Consider the following 18186-nt stretch of genomic DNA (forward strand, 5'->3'; position numbering starts at 1 on the left):
CTATAGTGTTTGTGGATAAACACAATAGTATTCAGACTAAAACACTACTGTATTCGTGCACAAATACAGTAGTGTTTTTTACAGATTACAAGAGCCCTTTCGTACTCGGTAGCTCAAACCGATAAATATCTCGTCGGATCGCCATCTTGATCGAGCGGGCCAAAGCCTTGAAGATACCTTCTATCTTATGATGCTCGTTCGTACCCTCGGCACGGATATTCAAATTCATGCGAGCAGCGTCGCTCAAGCTCTTGAAGAAATGGAGGAACATCTCCGTAGGCATATCCCCTACTTTCTCACGGTGGAACTCAGCGTCCCAAACCAACCAAGGACGGCCACCGAAATCCAGCGCCACGCTACACAAGCAGTCGTCCATCGGAAGGCAATACCCATAACGCTCGATCCCTCGCTTATCACCCAGCGCTTTCAGCATGGCCTCGCCAAGGGCGATCGCCGTGTCCTCTATCGTATGATGCTCATCGACTTCCAAGTCGCCTTTTACCCGTACCGTCAGGTCCGTACCGGAATGCTTACCGATCTGGTCCAACATATGATCGAAGAAACCAAGCCCGGTAGAGATCGATGTCTTTCCGGTTCCATCCAGATTCCAGTCCACATAAATATCCGTCTCCTTCGTGGCACGCCGTACGACAGCACGACGCTCGCCAGCAAACAGATACTCGGTGATTTTATCCCAATCATCCGTGATATAGGCGGGAGACAATGAGGTAGCGTAAGCCGCCAACTCACTCTCCGCTCCCTCCTCCGGGCGCAACCAGATACCTTTAGCGCCCAGATTATGGGCCAACTCCATATCCGTAAGGCGATCCCCGATCACGAAACTATTCTCCAGATCGTATTCACCTGTCATATATTTCGTAAGCATTCCTGTACGAGGCTTACGATTCGGGGAATTATCCTCGGGAAAGGAAGGATCGATCAATATATCATCAAACACGATCCCCTCGCCTTCCAACGTTTTTAGCATCAAGTTATGGGCAGGCCAGAAAGTCTCCTCCGGGAAAGAGGGCGTACCCAGCCCGTCTTGGTTGGAGACCATCACGAACTCGAAATCCAACCGCTCGCAAATGAAATAGAGGTTACGCATCACCTTCGGGACAAACTCTAGTTTCTCCAAGCTATCCAATTGATAATCTACGGGCGGCTCTTTTACAAGCGTGCCGTCTCGATCGATAAACAACGCTCTTTTCCTCGTGCTCATAATTTCATGTTTTTCATCGCGTTCAATAAGCTATCATTCTCTTTCGGCGTACCGATCGTAATACGAAGGCAACCCCGGCATTTCTGCACGTTGCTACGGTTACGCACTACGATCCCTTTCTTCACGAGCCCATTATACATGGCATCCGCCTTGGCGACATTCACCAACAAGAAATTAGCGTCCGAAGGATATACTTGATAGGAAAAAGGAGGCTCGGACAGGATCTTCTCCAACCGGTTACGCTCCGTGAGGATCTCGTTCACTTGGTGCTTCATGGTCGCCTCGTCGTTCAAGAGCTCCAAAGCTTTCTCCTGTGTAAGCTGGTTGACGTTATACGGATATTTGATCTTATTCAAGACACCGATAATCTCCGGAGAGGCAAATGCCATACCCAAACGAATACCCGCCGCTCCCCACGCTTTCGACAAGGTTTGAAGAACGATCAGATTCGGGAACCCGGATAATTCCTTCAAGAAAGAGGGATAAGCGGAGAAGTCGATATAAGCCTCATCGATCACCACGATTCCTTCATAATTCTTCAATATCTTATAGATCGAGCCACGATCCAGGCTGTTGCCACTGGGGTTATTCGGGGAACATAGGAAGATCACTTTAGTCCACTCGTCCGCCGATTCCAACACTCGGTCAGCGTCCAAGTCGAAATTCTCGTCCAAAGAGACCTTGCGACATTCCACGTTATTTACATTCGCTGCCACCTCATACATACCATACGACGGCGAGATCGTCACCACACTATCCAACCCCGGCTCGCAAAAGGCACGGATCACCAGATCGATGGCCTCGTCACTACCATTGCCCAAAAAGATCGAGTTACGATCCACGCCTTTCAGCACGGCCAGACGATCCTTCAATTTCCACTGCAAGGGATCGGGATAACGGTTATACGGCACATTCCACGGATTCTCATTCGCGTCCAGAAAAACGGAGGCATCCCCATGAAACTCATCACGTGCGGATGAATACGGTTTCAAATTCCAGACATTCGGTCTTACTAAATCTTTCAGGTCTTTCATATCGTGTTCAATCTAATTGTTACTGCGTTGCGGTGAGCATCCAGATGCTCGTTGGCCGCCATGGTTTGGATCGTGCTACCCAAGGCACGGATACCATCGGAAGAGATCTCTTGGAAAGTGATCTTCTTGATGAAGCTATCCAAGTTTACGCCGCTATATGCCTTGGCATAACCGTTGGTCGGCAAGGTATGATTCGTGCCGGAAGCATAATCGCCTGCGCTTTCCGGAGTATATGGACCCATAAAGACACTGCCAGCGTTCTCGATTCGCTCCGCGATAGCGGTGTAATCCGATGTTTGGATAATCAAGTGCTCAGGAGCGTATTGATTCGTGAAGTCCACGACTTCCCGCAAATCTTTCAATACGATGATACGGCTGTGCGCTAACGATTTCTCGGTAATCTCCTTTCGGGGCAAACGATCGAGTTGCTCTTGGATGGCACGGGCCACGGGTTCCACGATCGTTTCCGAAGCGGTTACGAGGACCGCTTGGCTATCCACCCCATGCTCGGCCTGCGAGAGGAAATCGGCGGCGATAAAATCGGGATTTGCTGTCTCGTCTGCGATCACCTCTACCTCGGATGGTCCGGCGGGCATATCGATGGCGACTTCTTTCAGGCTTACTAATTGCTTCGCCGCCGTCACGTATTGATTACCCGGGCCAAAGATCTTATACACCTTGGGAACTGATTCCGTCCCATAGGCCATCGCCGCTATCGCTTGGATTCCTCCAGCCTTGAATATCTTACTTACACCCGCGACCTCCGCAGCAAACAGGATAGCGGGATGTACTTTCCCTTCCCGGTTCGGTGGCGTACATAATACGATCTCCTTGCATCCGGCGATACGTGCGGGCACTGCCAACATCAATACCGTGGAAAACAAAGGCGCCGTTCCGCCCGGAATATATAAACCGACTTTCTCGATCGCTACCGCTTTCTGCCAACAAGTGACTCCCGGGGTAGTCTCCACTTTCTTTCCTTCGAAACGCTGTGAGGCATGGAACTTCTCGATATTCGCCTTTGCCGTACGAATCGCCTGTTTCAAGTCCTCAGCGACCAAGGCATCCGCTTCCCGCATCTCCTCTTCCGAGACTTGAAGGGAAGAAAGGAGCACTTTATCAAACTTTTCCTCATACGCTTTTACGGCAGTGTCACCCTGCTCGCGTACCTCGTCCAATACCGTACGGACCGTATCGAACAAGGTGGTTACATCTAATGCGGGACGTTTGATTAGTGAGCTCCATTCCTCACGTCCGGGATATTTTATAATCTCCATATTATACAATCATTTTCTCGATCGGAAGCACTAAGATACCTTCAGCCCCCAATGATTTTAGTTTACCAATAATTTCCCAGAAATGCTTCTCGGCGATCACGGATTGAACAGAGACCCATTCATCGTTTGCCAAAGGCGTTATGGTCGGGCTCTTCATACCGGGAAGCACCTCGATAATCTCATCCAGCTTTTCTTTCGGAGCGTTCAGCAACACGTACTTCTTGCCCTCGGCGACTTGAATCGCCTCGAAGCGGAATAGAAGCTCATCCAATATCTCCAGTTTCTCTTTGGATAGATTATTGTTAGCGATCAATAAAGCCTCACAAGGAAGGACTACCTCCACTTCTCTCAATTGATTGCTTACCAAAGTGCTACCGGAGCTTACGATATCAAAGATAGCGTCCGCCAAACCAATGCCCGGGGCGATTTCCACAGAGCCGCTGATTACATGAATATCCGCCTTCACGCCTCTCTCCTCTAAGAAAGACCGTAGGATCACGGGATAGGAAGTAGCGATCGTTTTTCCCTCAAACCATTCAGCTCCCTTATATTCCTCATCTTTGGGGATAGCTAAGGATAGACGGCACTTACTAAAGCCCAGACGCTTGATCAATTTCGCCTCTTGCCCTTTCTCCACGTACTCGTTCTCTCCGACAATACCAATATCCGCCACACCGTTAGCCACAGACTGAGGAATATCATCATCACGAAGGAATAATACCTCTACCGGAAAACCTTTTGCCGATAATAACAGAATGCGTTTGCCCCTGTTTAGTTTAATACCCGCTTCTTCAAGCAACATCATGGTCTCGTCGTACAGACGGCCCTTCGATTGTACCGCAATTCTCAACATAACTATATCTTATTTTTATATTATAAATATCAACAAAAAAGGCTTACCGCAAAACGGCAAGCCTTTATCTTTTTATCATGAGTACATACATACCATTCAGCCCACCGAACTATCGCCCGCTGTAATGATGATGGTGATGTAATGTAGTCGTTATTTTCATTTCTTTTGTTATTTACGTCGCAAAGTTACAATAATAATTGAAAGAACAAATATTTCTGACAAAATATTATCACAATATCTATATTACTTCAATCCGTTCTTACGAAGCAACTCTTCTATCTCTTTCAAGCTTATAGATTCACGCTCTGCTTTGTTTTCATAATCATCAATGAAAGAGGCATAATGCTTCCGCAAACGTTTCGCTTCCTTCTTAAAGGAGGCTAAGACTTCTATTCTATATTCCATCTCTCATTTCTTTTAAGAAATCTCTCGCTGATTGTTTCCTCCCGGCAATCATGTCTTTCAGCCCGGCATCAATCCCTGCCAAGATTTCTTCCTTGCTAATATATTCCGTTTCTTCCTCTTCGGCTTTTGTCCTAATTTTATTGTTCAGCTTTTTCAGATAGTTCTTCACACGGTTGAGCGTGTCTTTATCATCGATGCTTAACAATTCTTCGACCAAATCCATCTTTAGGCATTTTAGTTCCATTGCCGTCATACAAATACTCCTTTCTAATTAATTCGTTCTCAAGGACAAAGATGATGATTTACTTTAATACAAATGACTCGCTTGCTGCTTAATCTTATTGGAAAGCATCAAGGGGAGGTCCGGATGCGCGGTAAAAAACGCATCAACTTCTTCCCGAGCTTCCTTCGATGTATGGGCGGAAAGCAAGGAGCGAACCCAAGCGGTGGGGAAAAAGATATCGCCAGTCCGCTGTACTTCCGGCATCGCTTCCAAGGCCGGACGGATATAAGCGACCGACTCTTGTTCTCGTAGGCGATGGTTCAAATTAGCGAGAGCGGAAGAGGCCCATGGCTCCACCCTACGATTCCCGGCGATCAACAAGGACGCGAAGACACTGTCACGTTCCGCCTTGCGGGGCGATACGGATGGGGAGATAAATTGATACTCCTTCTTCCGGTCCGGATTCTGTATGCGGGATAATTGCGTAGCGATAATCTTATCCGCTTTTTCCGGCAAATGCATCGCCAGCATATAGGATAAGCCAATATAATCACTCTCGCTCAACGTACAATCTTTCGGAGCTTTCCGTTCCTGCCATAACGTATACAGACGTTGTACCGCCTCCTCTGAATCCGCTATCGAACGATACAAACGAAACGCCTGCAAACGATGTTGGGATACGGGATTCGTTGTCACGATCTTCCACAAGACCTGTTCCAACGGACGAGAATCCGACGGGAATATCCGCTGGCAATCTCCTAAATAGCTTAAAGCCATCGAGAACAATAAAGAATTAGACTCATTCGGTAAATACGCTAACATCTCTTCACGGAACCCTTGCGGAGAAATCGTTTTCCAACGAAGATTCTCATAAAGGGTAATCAGCAAAGATCCCTTCAACACCTCATCTTCCGATGAGCGAAGCACAGACCATAGACCGGAAGACTCCCCCTCTGTTATTTTAAAGAAGCCATAACCACGCCCATTTATATTCGGAAGAATGACACAATTTCCATTCGGAAGAAAACTTAATTTCATTCGGAAGGAATCAGAGTTTCCTTCGAGAGAAACCGGGATTTCTTCCGAATCCGTTCCACAGATCACCCGATAGGTTAATTCTTGCGGCCATTTTAAACCCCGGCCCAACGGATCACGCTGCTCTACGACCAACTCGCCGTCCTTAACCGAAGCCGTAATCTCCGGCATACCCTTCTGATTCACCCACACCTCACTCCAAGCGGCCAGATCCTCTTCCGTATATTTATTCAAGATACGGATCAAGCCCTCCCACGTAGCGTTCCCATACGCATAAGTAGTCAAGTACTCACGGATTCCCTGCTGGAAAGCGTCTTCTCCCAGAACACGTACCAACATCTCCATAATCACGGGAGATTTATCATAGATGATATTTCCATATACCAAACCGGCGTTCCGCAAATTATCCAAATCTTGCTTGATCGGATTCGCACCTGACGTACGGTCTTCCGAATAAGACGCAGGAATATAATCCCGAATAAAATTCAACCGGTGATTCACGTCCGGATATAAAGGTTCTACGATACGGGAAGCGAAATAATTAGCGAAAACCTCTTTAGTCCATACATCATCAAACCATTTCATCGTTACATAATCGCCAAACCACATATGAGAGGTTTCATGCGCGATCAAGGCACTCCGGCTCAATCGCTCATTTAAGGTAGGATGCTCATCCAGAAACATCCGGCGATCCGTATATAAGGTAGCACCCGTATGTTCCATACCTCCATATTGGAAACCGGGTAAGATAATCACGTCATATTTAGCAAAAGGATAAGGAATACCAGTAAAGTCTTCCTGCCATTCCAACGCGTCGAACACCTCATCGGCAATGGCTGGGCATTGAGCGATTTTCTTCGGATCTGTCTCCCGATGATAAATAGAGATATCCCGTCCGTTCCGGGAATAAACCTCCCGAGTCAGTTCACCGGCCACGAATGAGAACAGGTAGGTACTAAGCGGTTCCGTCTCCTTGAAAGAAATACGATTCCGACCGGAGACGCCCGTACTATCCGTTTGCGTGATAGCGCTATTCGCCACGGCCTGCCAAGTGGAAGGAACTTCCAAGGTCAAGGTAAAAAGCGACTTCATATCCGGCTGGTCAAAACAAGGGAATACCGTACGTGCCCGGTCCGGAACCAATAACGTGTACAGGAACTCATCCCGTCGGTTCAAGGATTGATCCGCCGGAGTAAAAGCGATCGCTACCCGGTTCTCTCCCACCGCTACCCAATCTGAGGCTATCACGATATGCTCATCTTTCACCTCGTAGGGAATATCGCCTCCGTTCAAGGTTACGGATGTCACTTGCTCCTGTTCTCCGCGGAAATCAATAATAAGCGGCTGCTTCTCGTCTAATCGTAACGATAGCTCCACCTTTCCCCGGATCGCCTCGTCACGAGATTCCGGGATCGAGAAGAAAAGATTATAACGGACATCGGAGAAATGCTCCTTCCGGAATCGCGCCAGCTCAAGGCCCACACCGGGCCGGGACAAACCGGCCTCATCTTGTTTAACAGAGCTACAAGCAACCAGACCGGACAGTACGCAAGCTCCGATAAATACCTTTAGGTTCATATCTCGTAATTATTCTCTTAAGTATTCTGCTATACCCATAAAATTTCGTTCCAACAAATACATCTGGCTAGCCATAAACGTGAAAAAATCTCCCCAATGCGCTCGCCGATGCAAATCCAATCCTTCCTTTGCCACATAGATACGGGCCACTTGTCGGCCATTCTCACGGACAAAGCAAATATCCCAGATCAAGCCTTCGGGAAAATCCTGTTCCAAGGTCTCTTTATACCAAGTCAGGCGCTCAAACATTTCCAGACGTAAATCCTCGCTACGGTGGTTTACCTCAAGAATAACGTAAGCCCCTTGGCGGTTCGCGTCGAATTTCAACTCAACGCCCTTTACCTTCGTATCATATAATGTCCAAATTTTCTTACGCCCCCGCAAATAGGGTTGCACCTCACAAAAAGCGGCGAAGCTTTCCCAAAACTCCAATTTGAGATTCTTCAGTTCCTCCTTACTATACATTATTTATAAATGTCTTTCCTTGTTACCTTAACGATCTGTCCGAATTTGGAGAGTTTCTCCATATCCATACTCTTTGAATTACCGACTATCGCATATATCATTAAATGATCTTGTATATTCTCCTTATAAAAACGAAGGATATCCTCCATAGTCATCCGATCGATGACCTCCAGATAATCCTTGTTCGGATCGCTCTCGTACCCTTCACGCCGGAAACCGGCGATCTTCAAGGAAAGAGAGCGACTAGTAGGATATTCATTATTCACCCAATTACGAATCGTCTGCTTCACCGACTCCACCCGTTCCGGACGTTCCGGCATATCATGCACCAGATTTTCCAGCACTTCCATCGCATCGATCATCTTATCCGTCTGTGTAGCCAGTTTCATCACGAAACTAGCGGGCTTCTCCGATCGATTCAAAGGAGGATGTTTCAAACGGGCATTTACTTGATAAGCGAACGAACGAAACTCACGGATCTCCTGAAACATCAAAGATGACATATCCCCTCCGAAATAAGCGCTAAACAACCGGGAAATAGGACGATCCTCCTTAGCCTTCAACGGATCGATATACATATAGGCATAGATTATGCTTTGCGTGACATCCTCCATGTCCATGAAAAAGACAGTCGGCTTATCATACGTCATAAGATCACGAATATAGGGAGAGTTCGATGGAATACTTACCTCCTCCAAGGGTAAATGCAGCTTGATCTGCCGAGCGGCCTCCTCCGTAGACAATGTACCACAATAATGCAGGTTACAAGCGACCGAACGTACCTTACTGAAGGTGTCCAGCAACATCTTTCCTTTTAGTTTTTTGATTTCAGCGAACGATAATTTGGTCAAATAACGGGATTGCTCCCCAAATTTGACTTTCTCTAACAGCATATCGGCTACGTTCTCGCTGGAATTGAACAACGATTTCTCCGTTACCTTCGCCTCGTCCACAATCTGCCGTAACTTCTTGTCATCTGGCTTGGCGTGCCGCAAGAAATCGCCGACCAAAGCCATTGTTTGGGTAAAATGCCCATCAAAACCATTCACCACCACCAGAAACTCAGAATCCGTGGAATCAAAAGTCAATGTACTACCAAGTTCCTGCAATTTACCCCGAAAGACCTCAAAAGACATCGATTCCGTCGCTACGAAAGGTAGATAAGCGGACAATTTATCAAGATCACGAAGCTCCAACTGCCCCACTCCATAAGATAGTGTCAGCGAGAATATATCATTTACGGAATTATGAGTCTTATACAACGTGACAAGCGGACGCAAGGATACGACCTCGGCGTCTTTCTCAAAATCGAGAAAATGCGGTTTCAATTCTTGTACGGGTATCTTTTCCAGACGTTCCACATAAGCGGAGGAAGCATCGGAGTTCTTCGGTATAATCGGTGAATAATCCGGCTTGGGTAAGATCGTTTTTGGATAGCGTCCGGTCTTCTTCGTGACGTACATATAATTCTCCGTAAAATATTTCTTGGCGACCTCAATCACGTCTTCTCTCGACAAGGCATCGATACGGGTAACCTCATCCAAATAATCCTGCCAGCTTTTCCCTTGAGAGAAAATACGCATCATCACCTCGGCCCTTGAGTTTATGTCTTCCAATTTGGAGGCATATTCACGTTTCTGTTCCAATTTCAAGCTTTGGAACATCTCATCGCTAAAATCCCCCTCCTTAATACGGTTGATTTGTTTCCATACTAATTTCTCAGCTGCCGCATAGGTCTGGAAAAAGAACTTCGGAAATACCAACAAACCTAATATTCCAGCCTCATTCATACTTTGGTTAACCGCCATCGCACCCATCACCTTATGATCTACCGTCAGCTTATCCAAAAATCCCGTACCATTGGAGTTATTCAATAAAGATACGGCGATATTGAGCGCAACTTGATCCGGATGATTCGCAGGAACTCCCCGGAATCCCAATGCCATAATTTTCACGAAAGGCATAGGAATACGTACGCTCACTTTTTCCCGCCCCTCGAATGGTGGAAGCGCAACGATATCCCGGTGGGGCGGCTTCCCTTTTCGTATCCGTGAAAAAGTAGATTCCAAGATTGGCAAGACCTCCTCCGTATCGAAATCCCCGCTTAAGATCAATCCCATATTGGAAGCGACATAGTATTTCTCGAAGAACCGGCGCATCTCCGAAAGACGGGGATTCTTCAAGTTCTCCGCACTTCCGATAATCGGATACGCATACGGATGCGGATAGAAATAACGCTCTGTCAATTTCTCGATGGCGACGCTAGCCATCGTGTCCCCATACATGTTCTTTTCCTCATAGACCGTCTCCAGCTCACTCTGGAAAAGACGAAATACGGGATTTACCAAACGCTCACTATTGATCTCGGCCCATTGGGAGATATATTGCGGAGAGAATGTATTGAAATATAATGTATAGTCGTAAGAAGTCCCGGCATTCAACTTCGTACCACCGAAACGAGAGATCAACCGGTCGAACTCGTTCGGTATTACATACTCAGCGGCACGTACGCTCAGGTCGTTAATGATTTGCTGCAAATGGGCGCGCATCTTGGGATCCTCGGTATCCGCCAAAGCGTCATATTTCTCGGCGATAATGTCCAGCAAGACTTTCTCGGACTCATAGTCGATCGTCCCGATCTTATCCGTTCCTTTAAACATCATATGCTCGAAATAATGCGCGATACCTGTGTTTGGGGAATCTTTAGCTCCGGCTTTTACGACTACGGCTCCGAATATCTTAGGTTGGCTATGGTCCTCATTCAACCATACCGTCAAATCATTACTTAATTTATGCTCTCGTACCTGTAGAAAATCTGAGGTTGACAACAGAGATCTCATGGAATCCATTTAAGTTTATATTATTTCACAAAGATACATTTTTCAATTGGATTAATACGCTTACATTTACAAGCAATCTTAACAAAAGGGCAAATTTAACGTAGGATTGAACCTATTTTTAAGAGTAGTGTTATATCAAAAAACGATTATTATGATAAATTTAGGTAGTTGGATGAACAAAGTCCTCACCGGATGGGGTGTAGACGAGAAAATAGCGAACACATTTGACGAGGCGATCATCGCCATCTTACTAGTGGCGGTCGCTATCGGATTAGATTATTTATGCCAAGCTATTTTTGTCGGAGGGGTACGTAGTATCGTTAAGCATACGCATTATAAATGGGATACGTTATTAATTAAACGTAAGGTCGTACATTATCTCGTACATACGATTCCCGGCATTTTAGTATATGCTTTGCTCCCGATGGCTTTTATCCGAGGAAAGGAATTATTATTCATTTCCCAGAAGATTTGCGCGGTCTATATCATATTTTCCCTGCTGTTAGCGCTCAACGGTCTTCTCTTAATGATGTTGGATTTGTTTAACCAACAGGAGAAAATGAAAAACAGGCCGATGAAAGGCTTTATACAAGTATTACAAGTGCTTGTTTTCTTCGTTGGCGGCATTGTCATTATAGCAATTCTCGTCAATAAATCCCCGGCTACCCTTTTCGCCGGATTAGGTGCGTCGGCAGCTATTCTTATGTTGGTATTTAAAGATAGCATATTAGGTTTCGTGGCAGGTATACAGCTTTCGGCGAATGATATGTTGCGACCCGGCGACTGGATCACGATGCCTTCTGCCAACGCGAACGGTATTGTTCAAGAAATAACCCTAAACACCGTGAAAGTTCAGAACTTCGATAATACGATCTCAACAATCCCGCCTTATAATCTAGTAAATAGTTCTTTCCAAAACTGGCGCGGAATGGTTGAGTCTGGAGGACGTAGGGTTATGAAGTCCATTTATCTCGATTTGAATACGATCAAGTTCTGTACACCAGAGATGCTAGATACATTCCGCAAGGAAATTCCTTTATTAGCGGATTACCAACCGGATAAGGATGTAGTACCTACAAACTCCCAAGTATTCCGTGTATATGTAGAGCGTTATCTGACAAGTCTTCCTGTCGTAAATCAAGATTTGGATTTAATTATCAGTCAACTTCAATCCACGGAATATGGTGTTCCCGTCCAGATTTATTTCTTCTCCCGGAATAAAATATGGAAAGAATATGAACGGATCCAGTCGGATATATTCGACCATTTCTTCGCTATGATTCCTAAATTTGAATTGAAAGTATATCAATATTCAGACTAAAGTACGTGTTCGGATTATTTTTCCTATCTTCGTCTCCGGATTGTCTACTTAAAGTTTAAAATCGTATTTATGAGCAAGATACAAGAATGGGTATATAATTTATTAGTTCAAATGGGGTTGATAAGCGAAAATTCCAGTTACCTAGACAATATAGTGATCTTATTACTTATTATAGCCGTCACCGTTGGGATCGATTATAGTTGCCGGTATATTTTCCTTGGTATGTTCAAACGATTAGCGAGGAAGACGAAAAATCAACTGGACGATTTAATCGTGGATCGTAAGATCATCAATAAGATGATGCATATGATCCCGGCCATATTGATTTATATATTGTTACCATTCGCCTTCTCAGCCGAAGAGACACCGAAGATTTTAATATTGCTCCAAAAACTTTGTCAGATTTATATCATAGCGGTTTCTTTAAGGTTTATAAACGCTTCCTTAAATCTGATCCACGAGATCTATAATAAAAAAGATTCCTTTAAGAACAAGCCGTTAAAAGGCTTCATACAGATCTTGCAGGTTACGGTTTTCTTTATTGGAGTGATATTGATTATCAGTATTCTTATCAATAAATCCCCGGTTTCTTTACTGGCCGGATTGGGTGCGTCTGCCGCTATCTTGATGTTGGTCTTTAAGGATACGATCTTAGGTTTCGTTGCCGGCATCCAATTATCCGCCAATGATATGCTCCGGGCCGGGGACTGGATCACGATGAGTAAATATGGTGCGGACGGCACGGTTATCGAGGTGACATTGAACGCCGTGAAAGTAAGAAACTTTGACAATACCATTACGACCATCCCTCCTTACGCCTTAGTAAGCGACGCTTTCCAAAACTGGAGAGGTATGAGCGAATCCCCGGGCCGCCGTATCAAGCGCTCTATCAATATCGATATGAACAGCGTACATTTTTGTACCCCGAAAATGCTAGAGAAATTTCGTAAGATCTCTCTTATCACGGATTACATCGACGGAAAAGAACAGGAATTATATGAATACAATGAAGAGCATCATATCGATAGTTCCATTTGGGTGAACGGACGTAGACAAACAAATCTGGGTGTCTTCCGTGCTTATCTCGTACGTTACCTAAGAAGCCTCCCGGAGGTAAGTAAGGAATTAGTCTGCATGGTAAGGCATCTACAACCGACTGATACAGGTATTCCCATCGAACTTTATTGCTTCTCATCCAATAAGGTATGGGTCGAATATGAAGGAATCCAAGCGGATATATTCGACCATGTACTTGCAGTAATACCGGAGTTCGGACTAAGCGTATTCCAAAATGTATCCGGGGCGGATTTGAAGAATATCATCATCAAACTTCCCGCCGGCTCACAACCCCCAGAGTAAATGAATTCATTTAAGTCTTACGGCTCACGCAAGACTTAAATGTCACAACCGTTTGATAAATCTGGCGGGATTCCCCCCTACAACGGTATTAGATAGGAACACACTAAGATGTCAAAAAAATATCTTAGGTGCATCGGCCGACGATCCTAAGATACTTCAGTAATGAACCTAAGATACTTTGCCTATGAAATCAGTATCGGCGTAGCCTTACGGCACTAGTAGTGTAGGGTTGTGCCTATACTGGCGTGAGGCTATGCCGATATATGTGTTTGTCCCCTTAGAATTGGAAATAAATAAACGGCTGCACTCCCGCACTCTTAAACTGAACAACAATGAAAATCGCTATCGCCAATATAGCGGCCTGTATCAATAATGGGGAACGGGTCACGACTCCTCTCAAGGCATCCTCAGAGCGTTTAGGCATAAAATGCAGCACATAACCGATCACCATCAACGCAAACACCCCTTTATATCCTAAGACGAATTGCATGAACACCTCCGGATGAAAATTCGTAAAGATCTGGCGAAGCATCTCTCCCACGGCCTTCATCGAGGTAGCCCGGAACAAGATCCATCCGAAACAAACCACATGGAAAGTAATCAGGACACCTAATACCCGTCGCCAAGGCTTCATCTCGCATCCTAAGGCCTTAAAGCTACTGAAATGCCCCATGATGAACTTATGCGCAGCCAAAGCTATACCATGTAAGGCTCCCCATAAGATGAAACTAATGGAAGCCCCATGCCATAACCCGCCTAGCAGCATCGTTATCATCAGATTCATATAGGTACGAATCTTCCCCTTCCGGTTCCCCCCTAAGGATATATACAGATAATCTTTTAACCAAGAGGAAAGGGAGATATGCCAACGACGCCAAAACTCGGTAATCGTAGCCGATTGATAGGGAGAGTCGAAGTTTATATTAAAGCGGAATCCCAACAACAGAGCGATACCGATCGCCATATCCGAATAACCCGAGAAGTCACAATAAATCTGTAGCGCATACCCATAGACACCCAATAAATTCTCCACACCCGTATAAAGCAACGGAGCGTCAAAAATACGATCCACGAAATTCATACTGATATAATCCGAGATAACCGTTTTCTTGAAAAGACCACATAAGATAAGGAACAATCCCTCACCAAACTCAGATCGCGTCACCGTAGGATTCTTATACATTTGAGGGATAAAATCCCGGGCACGAACGATTGGCCCGGCAACCAGTTGAGGAAAGAACGATACATAGAAAACATAATCGATCCAACGGCCGAGAGGTTGGATCCGTCCCCGATAAACATCTATTACATAGCTGATGCTCTGGAAGGTAAAGAAAGAGATTCCTACCGGAAGGAAGATGTTCATCTTTAGCCATTCTCCCCCGGCGGCCATAGTAAACAGTTCGCCTAGGAAATTGAAATACTTGAAATACCCCAGCATACCTAGGTTTATGCAGAGACTAAGCGTAACGAATAATTTACGTTTTAATACCGATGTCGTATGCGAGATACATTGCGCTATCAAGAAATCGGAAGTAGCCGTAAATACCAGCAGCCCGAACCAAAGTCCACTACTTTTATAATAGAAATAAAGGGAAAACAGTGTCACGTAAATAATGCGAGCCAACGTATGTTTCCTTAGCGACATATAAATCATCAGGAAACCGATAAACAAGAAGAAGAACAACCCGCTACTAAACAAGATCGGGGCATTATGATGATACGTTAGGATATCTCCCAGTTTCTCCCACGTGAATTGATGATTACTAAGCCAATCTCTAAGTATATTATATTCCATATAAGATTCTTATCGGTTATTATATGATTCCATGAACGCCCTAAACAGAAGCGTTCCTTGTTCTTGATACCCTTCTTTCGTAAAGTGAATCCGATCCCGTCCCATCAAACGAGAACTATGCCATTTGCGGCACGAGTTTTTCCCTCCTGTCGTAGTGAATAAATCCCAGCAAGCGACCTCTTCTTTCTTCGCTACATTCCGGATAGCACGGGCAGCCCGCTCGGTATTATCATTACGTACATACGTTCGCTGCTTATTGACTCGCACCCTTTTGTAACATTCCGGAGGAGTCGTCAGTAAGATCGCCGTATTCGGCAGCTCCTTCTTGACGATCGCCAAGAAAGCCTCTATCTGGCCGGAAAACTCATCGGTATTAAAACGTCTGCCGAATGTCTCGTTGGTTCCCATAGAGATGATTAGTAAGGACGGTTTTAATAAAGCCAACTGACGTATATAAGCCTCATCCGTATAATTCACATACATCGCCCCATTCACTCCGATGGAATGGTATAAGATACCCCTGCCTCCATTCTTCAGTGTCAGGCCATAATATAAATTCGTAAAGGATGAGGCCGGTCGCAATGTATTCGTGCCCTCTTTCCGTCTCGTACTCTGCAATTGTAGAGTATCGGTCAAGCAGGAGATCCGGAAAGTGTCGGCTAATACACCGGAAACACATACGGTATCCGCACGGAATGTTTGGACCGAGTCTTTCAAAGCCCCGGCAGGAAGCATGGGCATCGACTTCTCCCCTCTATATAAGATCGCCTCATTAAACTCGTATCCGGCACCATTATTCGGAGTTATCACGACATCAAAATTAATCGAGGGGGAAACAGACTTAATCCCGATCCCACCGATCCCTATCGGGGTTTTCCGGACATGCTGAATACAACGTCCGGCAATCCAATCCTTAGCGACGGATTTGATAAAGTAATCATCCGGCTCGTTGGTCTTGCTCAACTTAAAAGGAGCGATCCAGCCTCGTCCGGCATTCCCGAACGCCTGTTGGAAAAGGCGCATGACACGACCGCTTAAATGTCCGGCTTGGATATGCGAATCCCCCAACTGGACGATCGTGATAGCCGTATCTTTCCCTGCACGCAACGAATCCAGTTCATTGAAAAAATTATTCCACGCCTTACTAGAATCCGGTAAGATCAACGTATCTTTTCCCACTTTCATAGAATAAGATAAAGGAGGCAACGCTACAGTATCCCGAACCGCCAAACTATCAAGAGATACATCCCCGTTTATTCCGGCTTTAGGTTTCGGAACAGAGAAGCCCATGATCACTCCTAAAACAACCAGACTAATTAACCACTTTCTCCGCTTCATCATAAAAATCTTTTTCTGATAATAACGCTTTCAGCAAGGCATCGGCAATCTCCCGTCCACCCCTAAAGCTTAAATGCGTATAATCCTTACTAGCCCAGTTTAATTCTACGAAACGGACCATACTGTTCTCTCCTCCCATAGCACCGAATACATTCCAGAAAGGAACCCCTGCCTTTTTAGCGGCTTGCCTTTGCGCATGCAGCAAGGCTAACACGGCCGGCATCGTCTCGAATTCCCCATCGTCTTGACGGCTTCTGTCCGACACCCCCAACATCAATATATCAGCTTCCGGAAAACAAAGTTGTATATGGTTAATGACCTTTACCATCCGGCTACTATACCATCCATAATTCATCACGCTATCGCTCACGACATTCAACCCATACTGCAAGACAATCAAGTCATACGGACGGATCTTATTCAATGCTTGGCAACGGGAAACATCCAATCGCTCCAATATCATACCCGAGTTTCCCCGAAGAGAGAAATTATCGACCACGACACCTGAATGATCCTCCATAGCGACCCCTAATGCCCGGAACTCCGGAGTATTCTTAAAAGTGAAATCCGCTTCGGTGAACATCCCTTCCAACTCGTATTGGGTTACGATCGATGTGGCGGGAAGCATCTCTTGTAGGGTATCGGCGGAAGCGTTGCAAACCAAGCGCATCTCCGTATTCTTATTCTGCTCATAAATCAGTTTCAAAGAAGAGAACGTCTGAAGCTCCGGATAACGCTTAGTCGTCTTCACATGGATGGAGGCGTTTTCCTCGTTTGCCTCGAACATCATCCCAGATAAAGTATATCCATGCTCATGGTCCGTCAGCATAGACCAAGTAGTCCATCCGGAGGCACGTTGCTCCACGGTTGGACGGAACTGTGCCGCTACGGATGTGACCGGTACAAAACCAACACCCCGCCCCCCAAATTCCTTCTGCATCCCGGAACGGAAATCGGCCACCATAATATCTCCTTCGATAAAAGAATCTCCAAGGAAGGCCACACGTACCGGACGATTCAATTCCCGCCTGTTTTTTAAGGCGGCGAAGAATCGTTGCAAACCGATATGTCCAAGAGAATAGTCCTCGATATGAGCCCCCAGCGAATCCGCCCCTTGAACAGCATAGACCGCTTTGTATAACGAATCACGAAGGGCCAAAGCCGCAGAATCTATTCCGGCGGAACGCATGATAGAATCCCTTAATGCTACCGAATCTACTTGAAGGGTGTTCGCTTGTTCCAATTGTTGTTTCAAAGAATCCAAGGAGAGCTTTTCCTCTTTCACCTTGAAATCCGATAAAAGATCTACCTTTTTGATCTTATACCCGAACAATGTATCCGGAAGGCTATATAAACCAAAGCTCATCAACAACGTCAGCGACAGTAACGCTAACACTCTACCCAAATTATTATCTTTGTTCATCTAACTTTTGCTTAT

14 protein-coding genes are annotated in these 18186 nt (G+C 45.5%); 2 read left to right on the plus strand and 12 right to left on the minus strand.

The window, feature by feature from the left end:
• Positions 1-85: 85 nt before the first annotated feature.
• From hisB to DW033_RS00180, 9 genes are all read right to left on the minus strand, one after another.
• Positions 86-1222: a bifunctional histidinol-phosphatase/imidazoleglycerol-phosphate dehydratase HisB gene (hisB, locus tag DW033_RS00145; RefSeq protein ID WP_057326549.1), complete on the minus strand. Its 1137-nt coding sequence runs from the start codon at positions 1220-1222 to the stop codon at positions 86-88.
• The gene (gene hisC, locus DW033_RS00150) at positions 1219-2256 is read right to left on the minus strand and encodes a histidinol-phosphate transaminase (RefSeq protein ID WP_022192692.1); all 1038 of its coding nucleotides are present in this window, start codon (positions 2254-2256) and stop codon (positions 1219-1221) included. Before hisC ends, hisB begins: the two co-directional genes overlap by 4 nt.
• The gene (gene hisD, locus DW033_RS00155) at positions 2253-3533 is read right to left on the minus strand and encodes a histidinol dehydrogenase (RefSeq protein ID WP_122297244.1); all 1281 of its coding nucleotides are present in this window, start codon (positions 3531-3533) and stop codon (positions 2253-2255) included. The genes hisC and hisD overlap by 4 nt, the downstream gene beginning before the upstream one ends.
• Before the next feature lies 1 nt (position 3534).
• Entirely contained in the window at positions 3535-4386 is an 852-nt protein-coding gene (gene hisG, locus DW033_RS00160; RefSeq protein ID WP_005857196.1) for an ATP phosphoribosyltransferase, read from the minus strand.
• 243 nt (positions 4387-4629) lie between these two features.
• Positions 4630-4791, minus strand: coding sequence for a hypothetical protein (locus tag DW033_RS24580; protein WP_005862614.1), 162 nt, complete (start codon positions 4789-4791; stop codon positions 4630-4632).
• Entirely contained in the window at positions 4781-5044 is a 264-nt protein-coding gene (locus tag DW033_RS00165) for a hypothetical protein (RefSeq protein ID WP_005862616.1), read from the minus strand. The genes DW033_RS24580 and DW033_RS00165 overlap by 11 nt, the downstream gene beginning before the upstream one ends.
• Before the next feature lie 54 nt (positions 5045-5098).
• Positions 5099-7627: a M1 family aminopeptidase gene (locus DW033_RS00170; protein WP_048927249.1), complete on the minus strand. Its 2529-nt coding sequence runs from the start codon at positions 7625-7627 to the stop codon at positions 5099-5101.
• 9 nt (positions 7628-7636) lie between these two features.
• Complete coding sequence (locus DW033_RS00175; RefSeq protein WP_005857205.1) at positions 7637-8092, minus strand: DUF4268 domain-containing protein; 456 nt, start codon at positions 8090-8092, stop codon at positions 7637-7639.
• Positions 8092-10941: a pitrilysin family protein gene (locus tag DW033_RS00180; protein ID WP_005862620.1), complete on the minus strand. Its 2850-nt coding sequence runs from the start codon at positions 10939-10941 to the stop codon at positions 8092-8094. Before DW033_RS00180 ends, DW033_RS00175 begins: the two co-directional genes overlap by 1 nt.
• 142 nt (positions 10942-11083) lie before the next feature.
• Between DW033_RS00180 and DW033_RS00185 the strand changes: the two genes are divergently transcribed.
• Together DW033_RS00185 and DW033_RS00190 are read left to right on the plus strand one after the other, a co-directional pair.
• Positions 11084-12253 (plus strand): mechanosensitive ion channel family protein, encoded by a 1170-nt coding sequence (locus tag DW033_RS00185; protein ID WP_005857209.1) that lies wholly within the window; start codon positions 11084-11086, stop codon positions 12251-12253.
• 69 nt (positions 12254-12322) lie between these two features.
• The gene (locus tag DW033_RS00190; protein ID WP_057326544.1) at positions 12323-13612 is read left to right on the plus strand and encodes a mechanosensitive ion channel family protein; all 1290 of its coding nucleotides are present in this window, start codon (positions 12323-12325) and stop codon (positions 13610-13612) included.
• A 277-nt stretch (positions 13613-13889) separates the two neighbouring features.
• Here the strand turns inward: DW033_RS00190 and DW033_RS00195 are convergent, their stop codons facing one another.
• From DW033_RS00195 to DW033_RS00205, 3 genes are read right to left on the minus strand one after another with little or no spacing between them, the layout of a single operon-like run.
• On the minus strand, positions 13890-15410 hold the full coding sequence (locus DW033_RS00195) for an MBOAT family protein (protein ID WP_011966257.1): 1521 nt from the start codon (positions 15408-15410) through the stop codon (positions 13890-13892).
• Positions 15411-15419: 9 nt separating this feature from the next.
• Positions 15420-16751 (minus strand): GDSL-type esterase/lipase family protein, encoded by a 1332-nt coding sequence (locus tag DW033_RS00200; protein ID WP_057326543.1) that lies wholly within the window; start codon positions 16749-16751, stop codon positions 15420-15422.
• Positions 16723-18171 carry a hypothetical protein gene (locus DW033_RS00205; RefSeq protein WP_122382274.1) on the minus strand — a complete coding sequence of 483 codons (1449 nt, stop codon included), beginning with the start codon at positions 18169-18171 and terminating at the stop codon, positions 16723-16725. Before DW033_RS00205 ends, DW033_RS00200 begins: the two co-directional genes overlap by 29 nt.
• Positions 18172-18186 lie beyond the last annotated feature (15 nt).

Source organism: Parabacteroides sp. AF39-10AC (assembly GCF_003635405.1).
Classification (GTDB): Bacteria; Bacteroidota; Bacteroidia; order Bacteroidales; family Tannerellaceae; genus Parabacteroides; species Parabacteroides distasonis.

Excerpts from the sequence above, each read along its gene's own strand:
- hisB (WP_057326549.1), bottom strand. The coding sequence starts at position 1,222 with ATGAGCACGAGGAAAAGAGCGTTGTTTATCGATCGAGACGGCACGCTT.
- hisC (WP_022192692.1), bottom strand. The coding sequence starts at position 2,256 with ATGAAAGACCTGAAAGATTTAGTAAGACCGAATGTCTGGAATTTGAAA.
- hisD (WP_122297244.1), bottom strand. The coding sequence starts at position 3,533 with ATGGAGATTATAAAATATCCCGGACGTGAGGAATGGAGCTCACTAATC.
- hisG (WP_005857196.1), bottom strand. The coding sequence starts at position 4,386 with ATGTTGAGAATTGCGGTACAATCGAAGGGCCGTCTGTACGACGAGACC.
- DW033_RS24580 (WP_005862614.1), bottom strand. The coding sequence starts at position 4,791 with ATGGAATATAGAATAGAAGTCTTAGCCTCCTTTAAGAAGGAAGCGAAA.
- DW033_RS00165 (WP_005862616.1), bottom strand. The coding sequence starts at position 5,044 with ATGACGGCAATGGAACTAAAATGCCTAAAGATGGATTTGGTCGAAGAA.
- DW033_RS00170 (WP_048927249.1), bottom strand. The coding sequence starts at position 7,627 with ATGAACCTAAAGGTATTTATCGGAGCTTGCGTACTGTCCGGTCTGGTT.
- DW033_RS00175 (WP_005857205.1), bottom strand. The coding sequence starts at position 8,092 with ATGTATAGTAAGGAGGAACTGAAGAATCTCAAATTGGAGTTTTGGGAA.
- DW033_RS00180 (WP_005862620.1), bottom strand. The coding sequence starts at position 10,941 with ATGGATTCCATGAGATCTCTGTTGTCAACCTCAGATTTTCTACAGGTA.
- DW033_RS00185 (WP_005857209.1), top strand. The coding sequence starts at position 11,084 with ATGATAAATTTAGGTAGTTGGATGAACAAAGTCCTCACCGGATGGGGT.
- DW033_RS00190 (WP_057326544.1), top strand. The coding sequence starts at position 12,323 with ATGAGCAAGATACAAGAATGGGTATATAATTTATTAGTTCAAATGGGG.
- DW033_RS00195 (WP_011966257.1), bottom strand. The coding sequence starts at position 15,410 with ATGGAATATAATATACTTAGAGATTGGCTTAGTAATCATCAATTCACG.
- DW033_RS00200 (WP_057326543.1), bottom strand. The coding sequence starts at position 16,751 with ATGATGAAGCGGAGAAAGTGGTTAATTAGTCTGGTTGTTTTAGGAGTG.
- DW033_RS00205 (WP_122382274.1), bottom strand. The coding sequence starts at position 18,171 with ATGAACAAAGATAATAATTTGGGTAGAGTGTTAGCGTTACTGTCGCTG.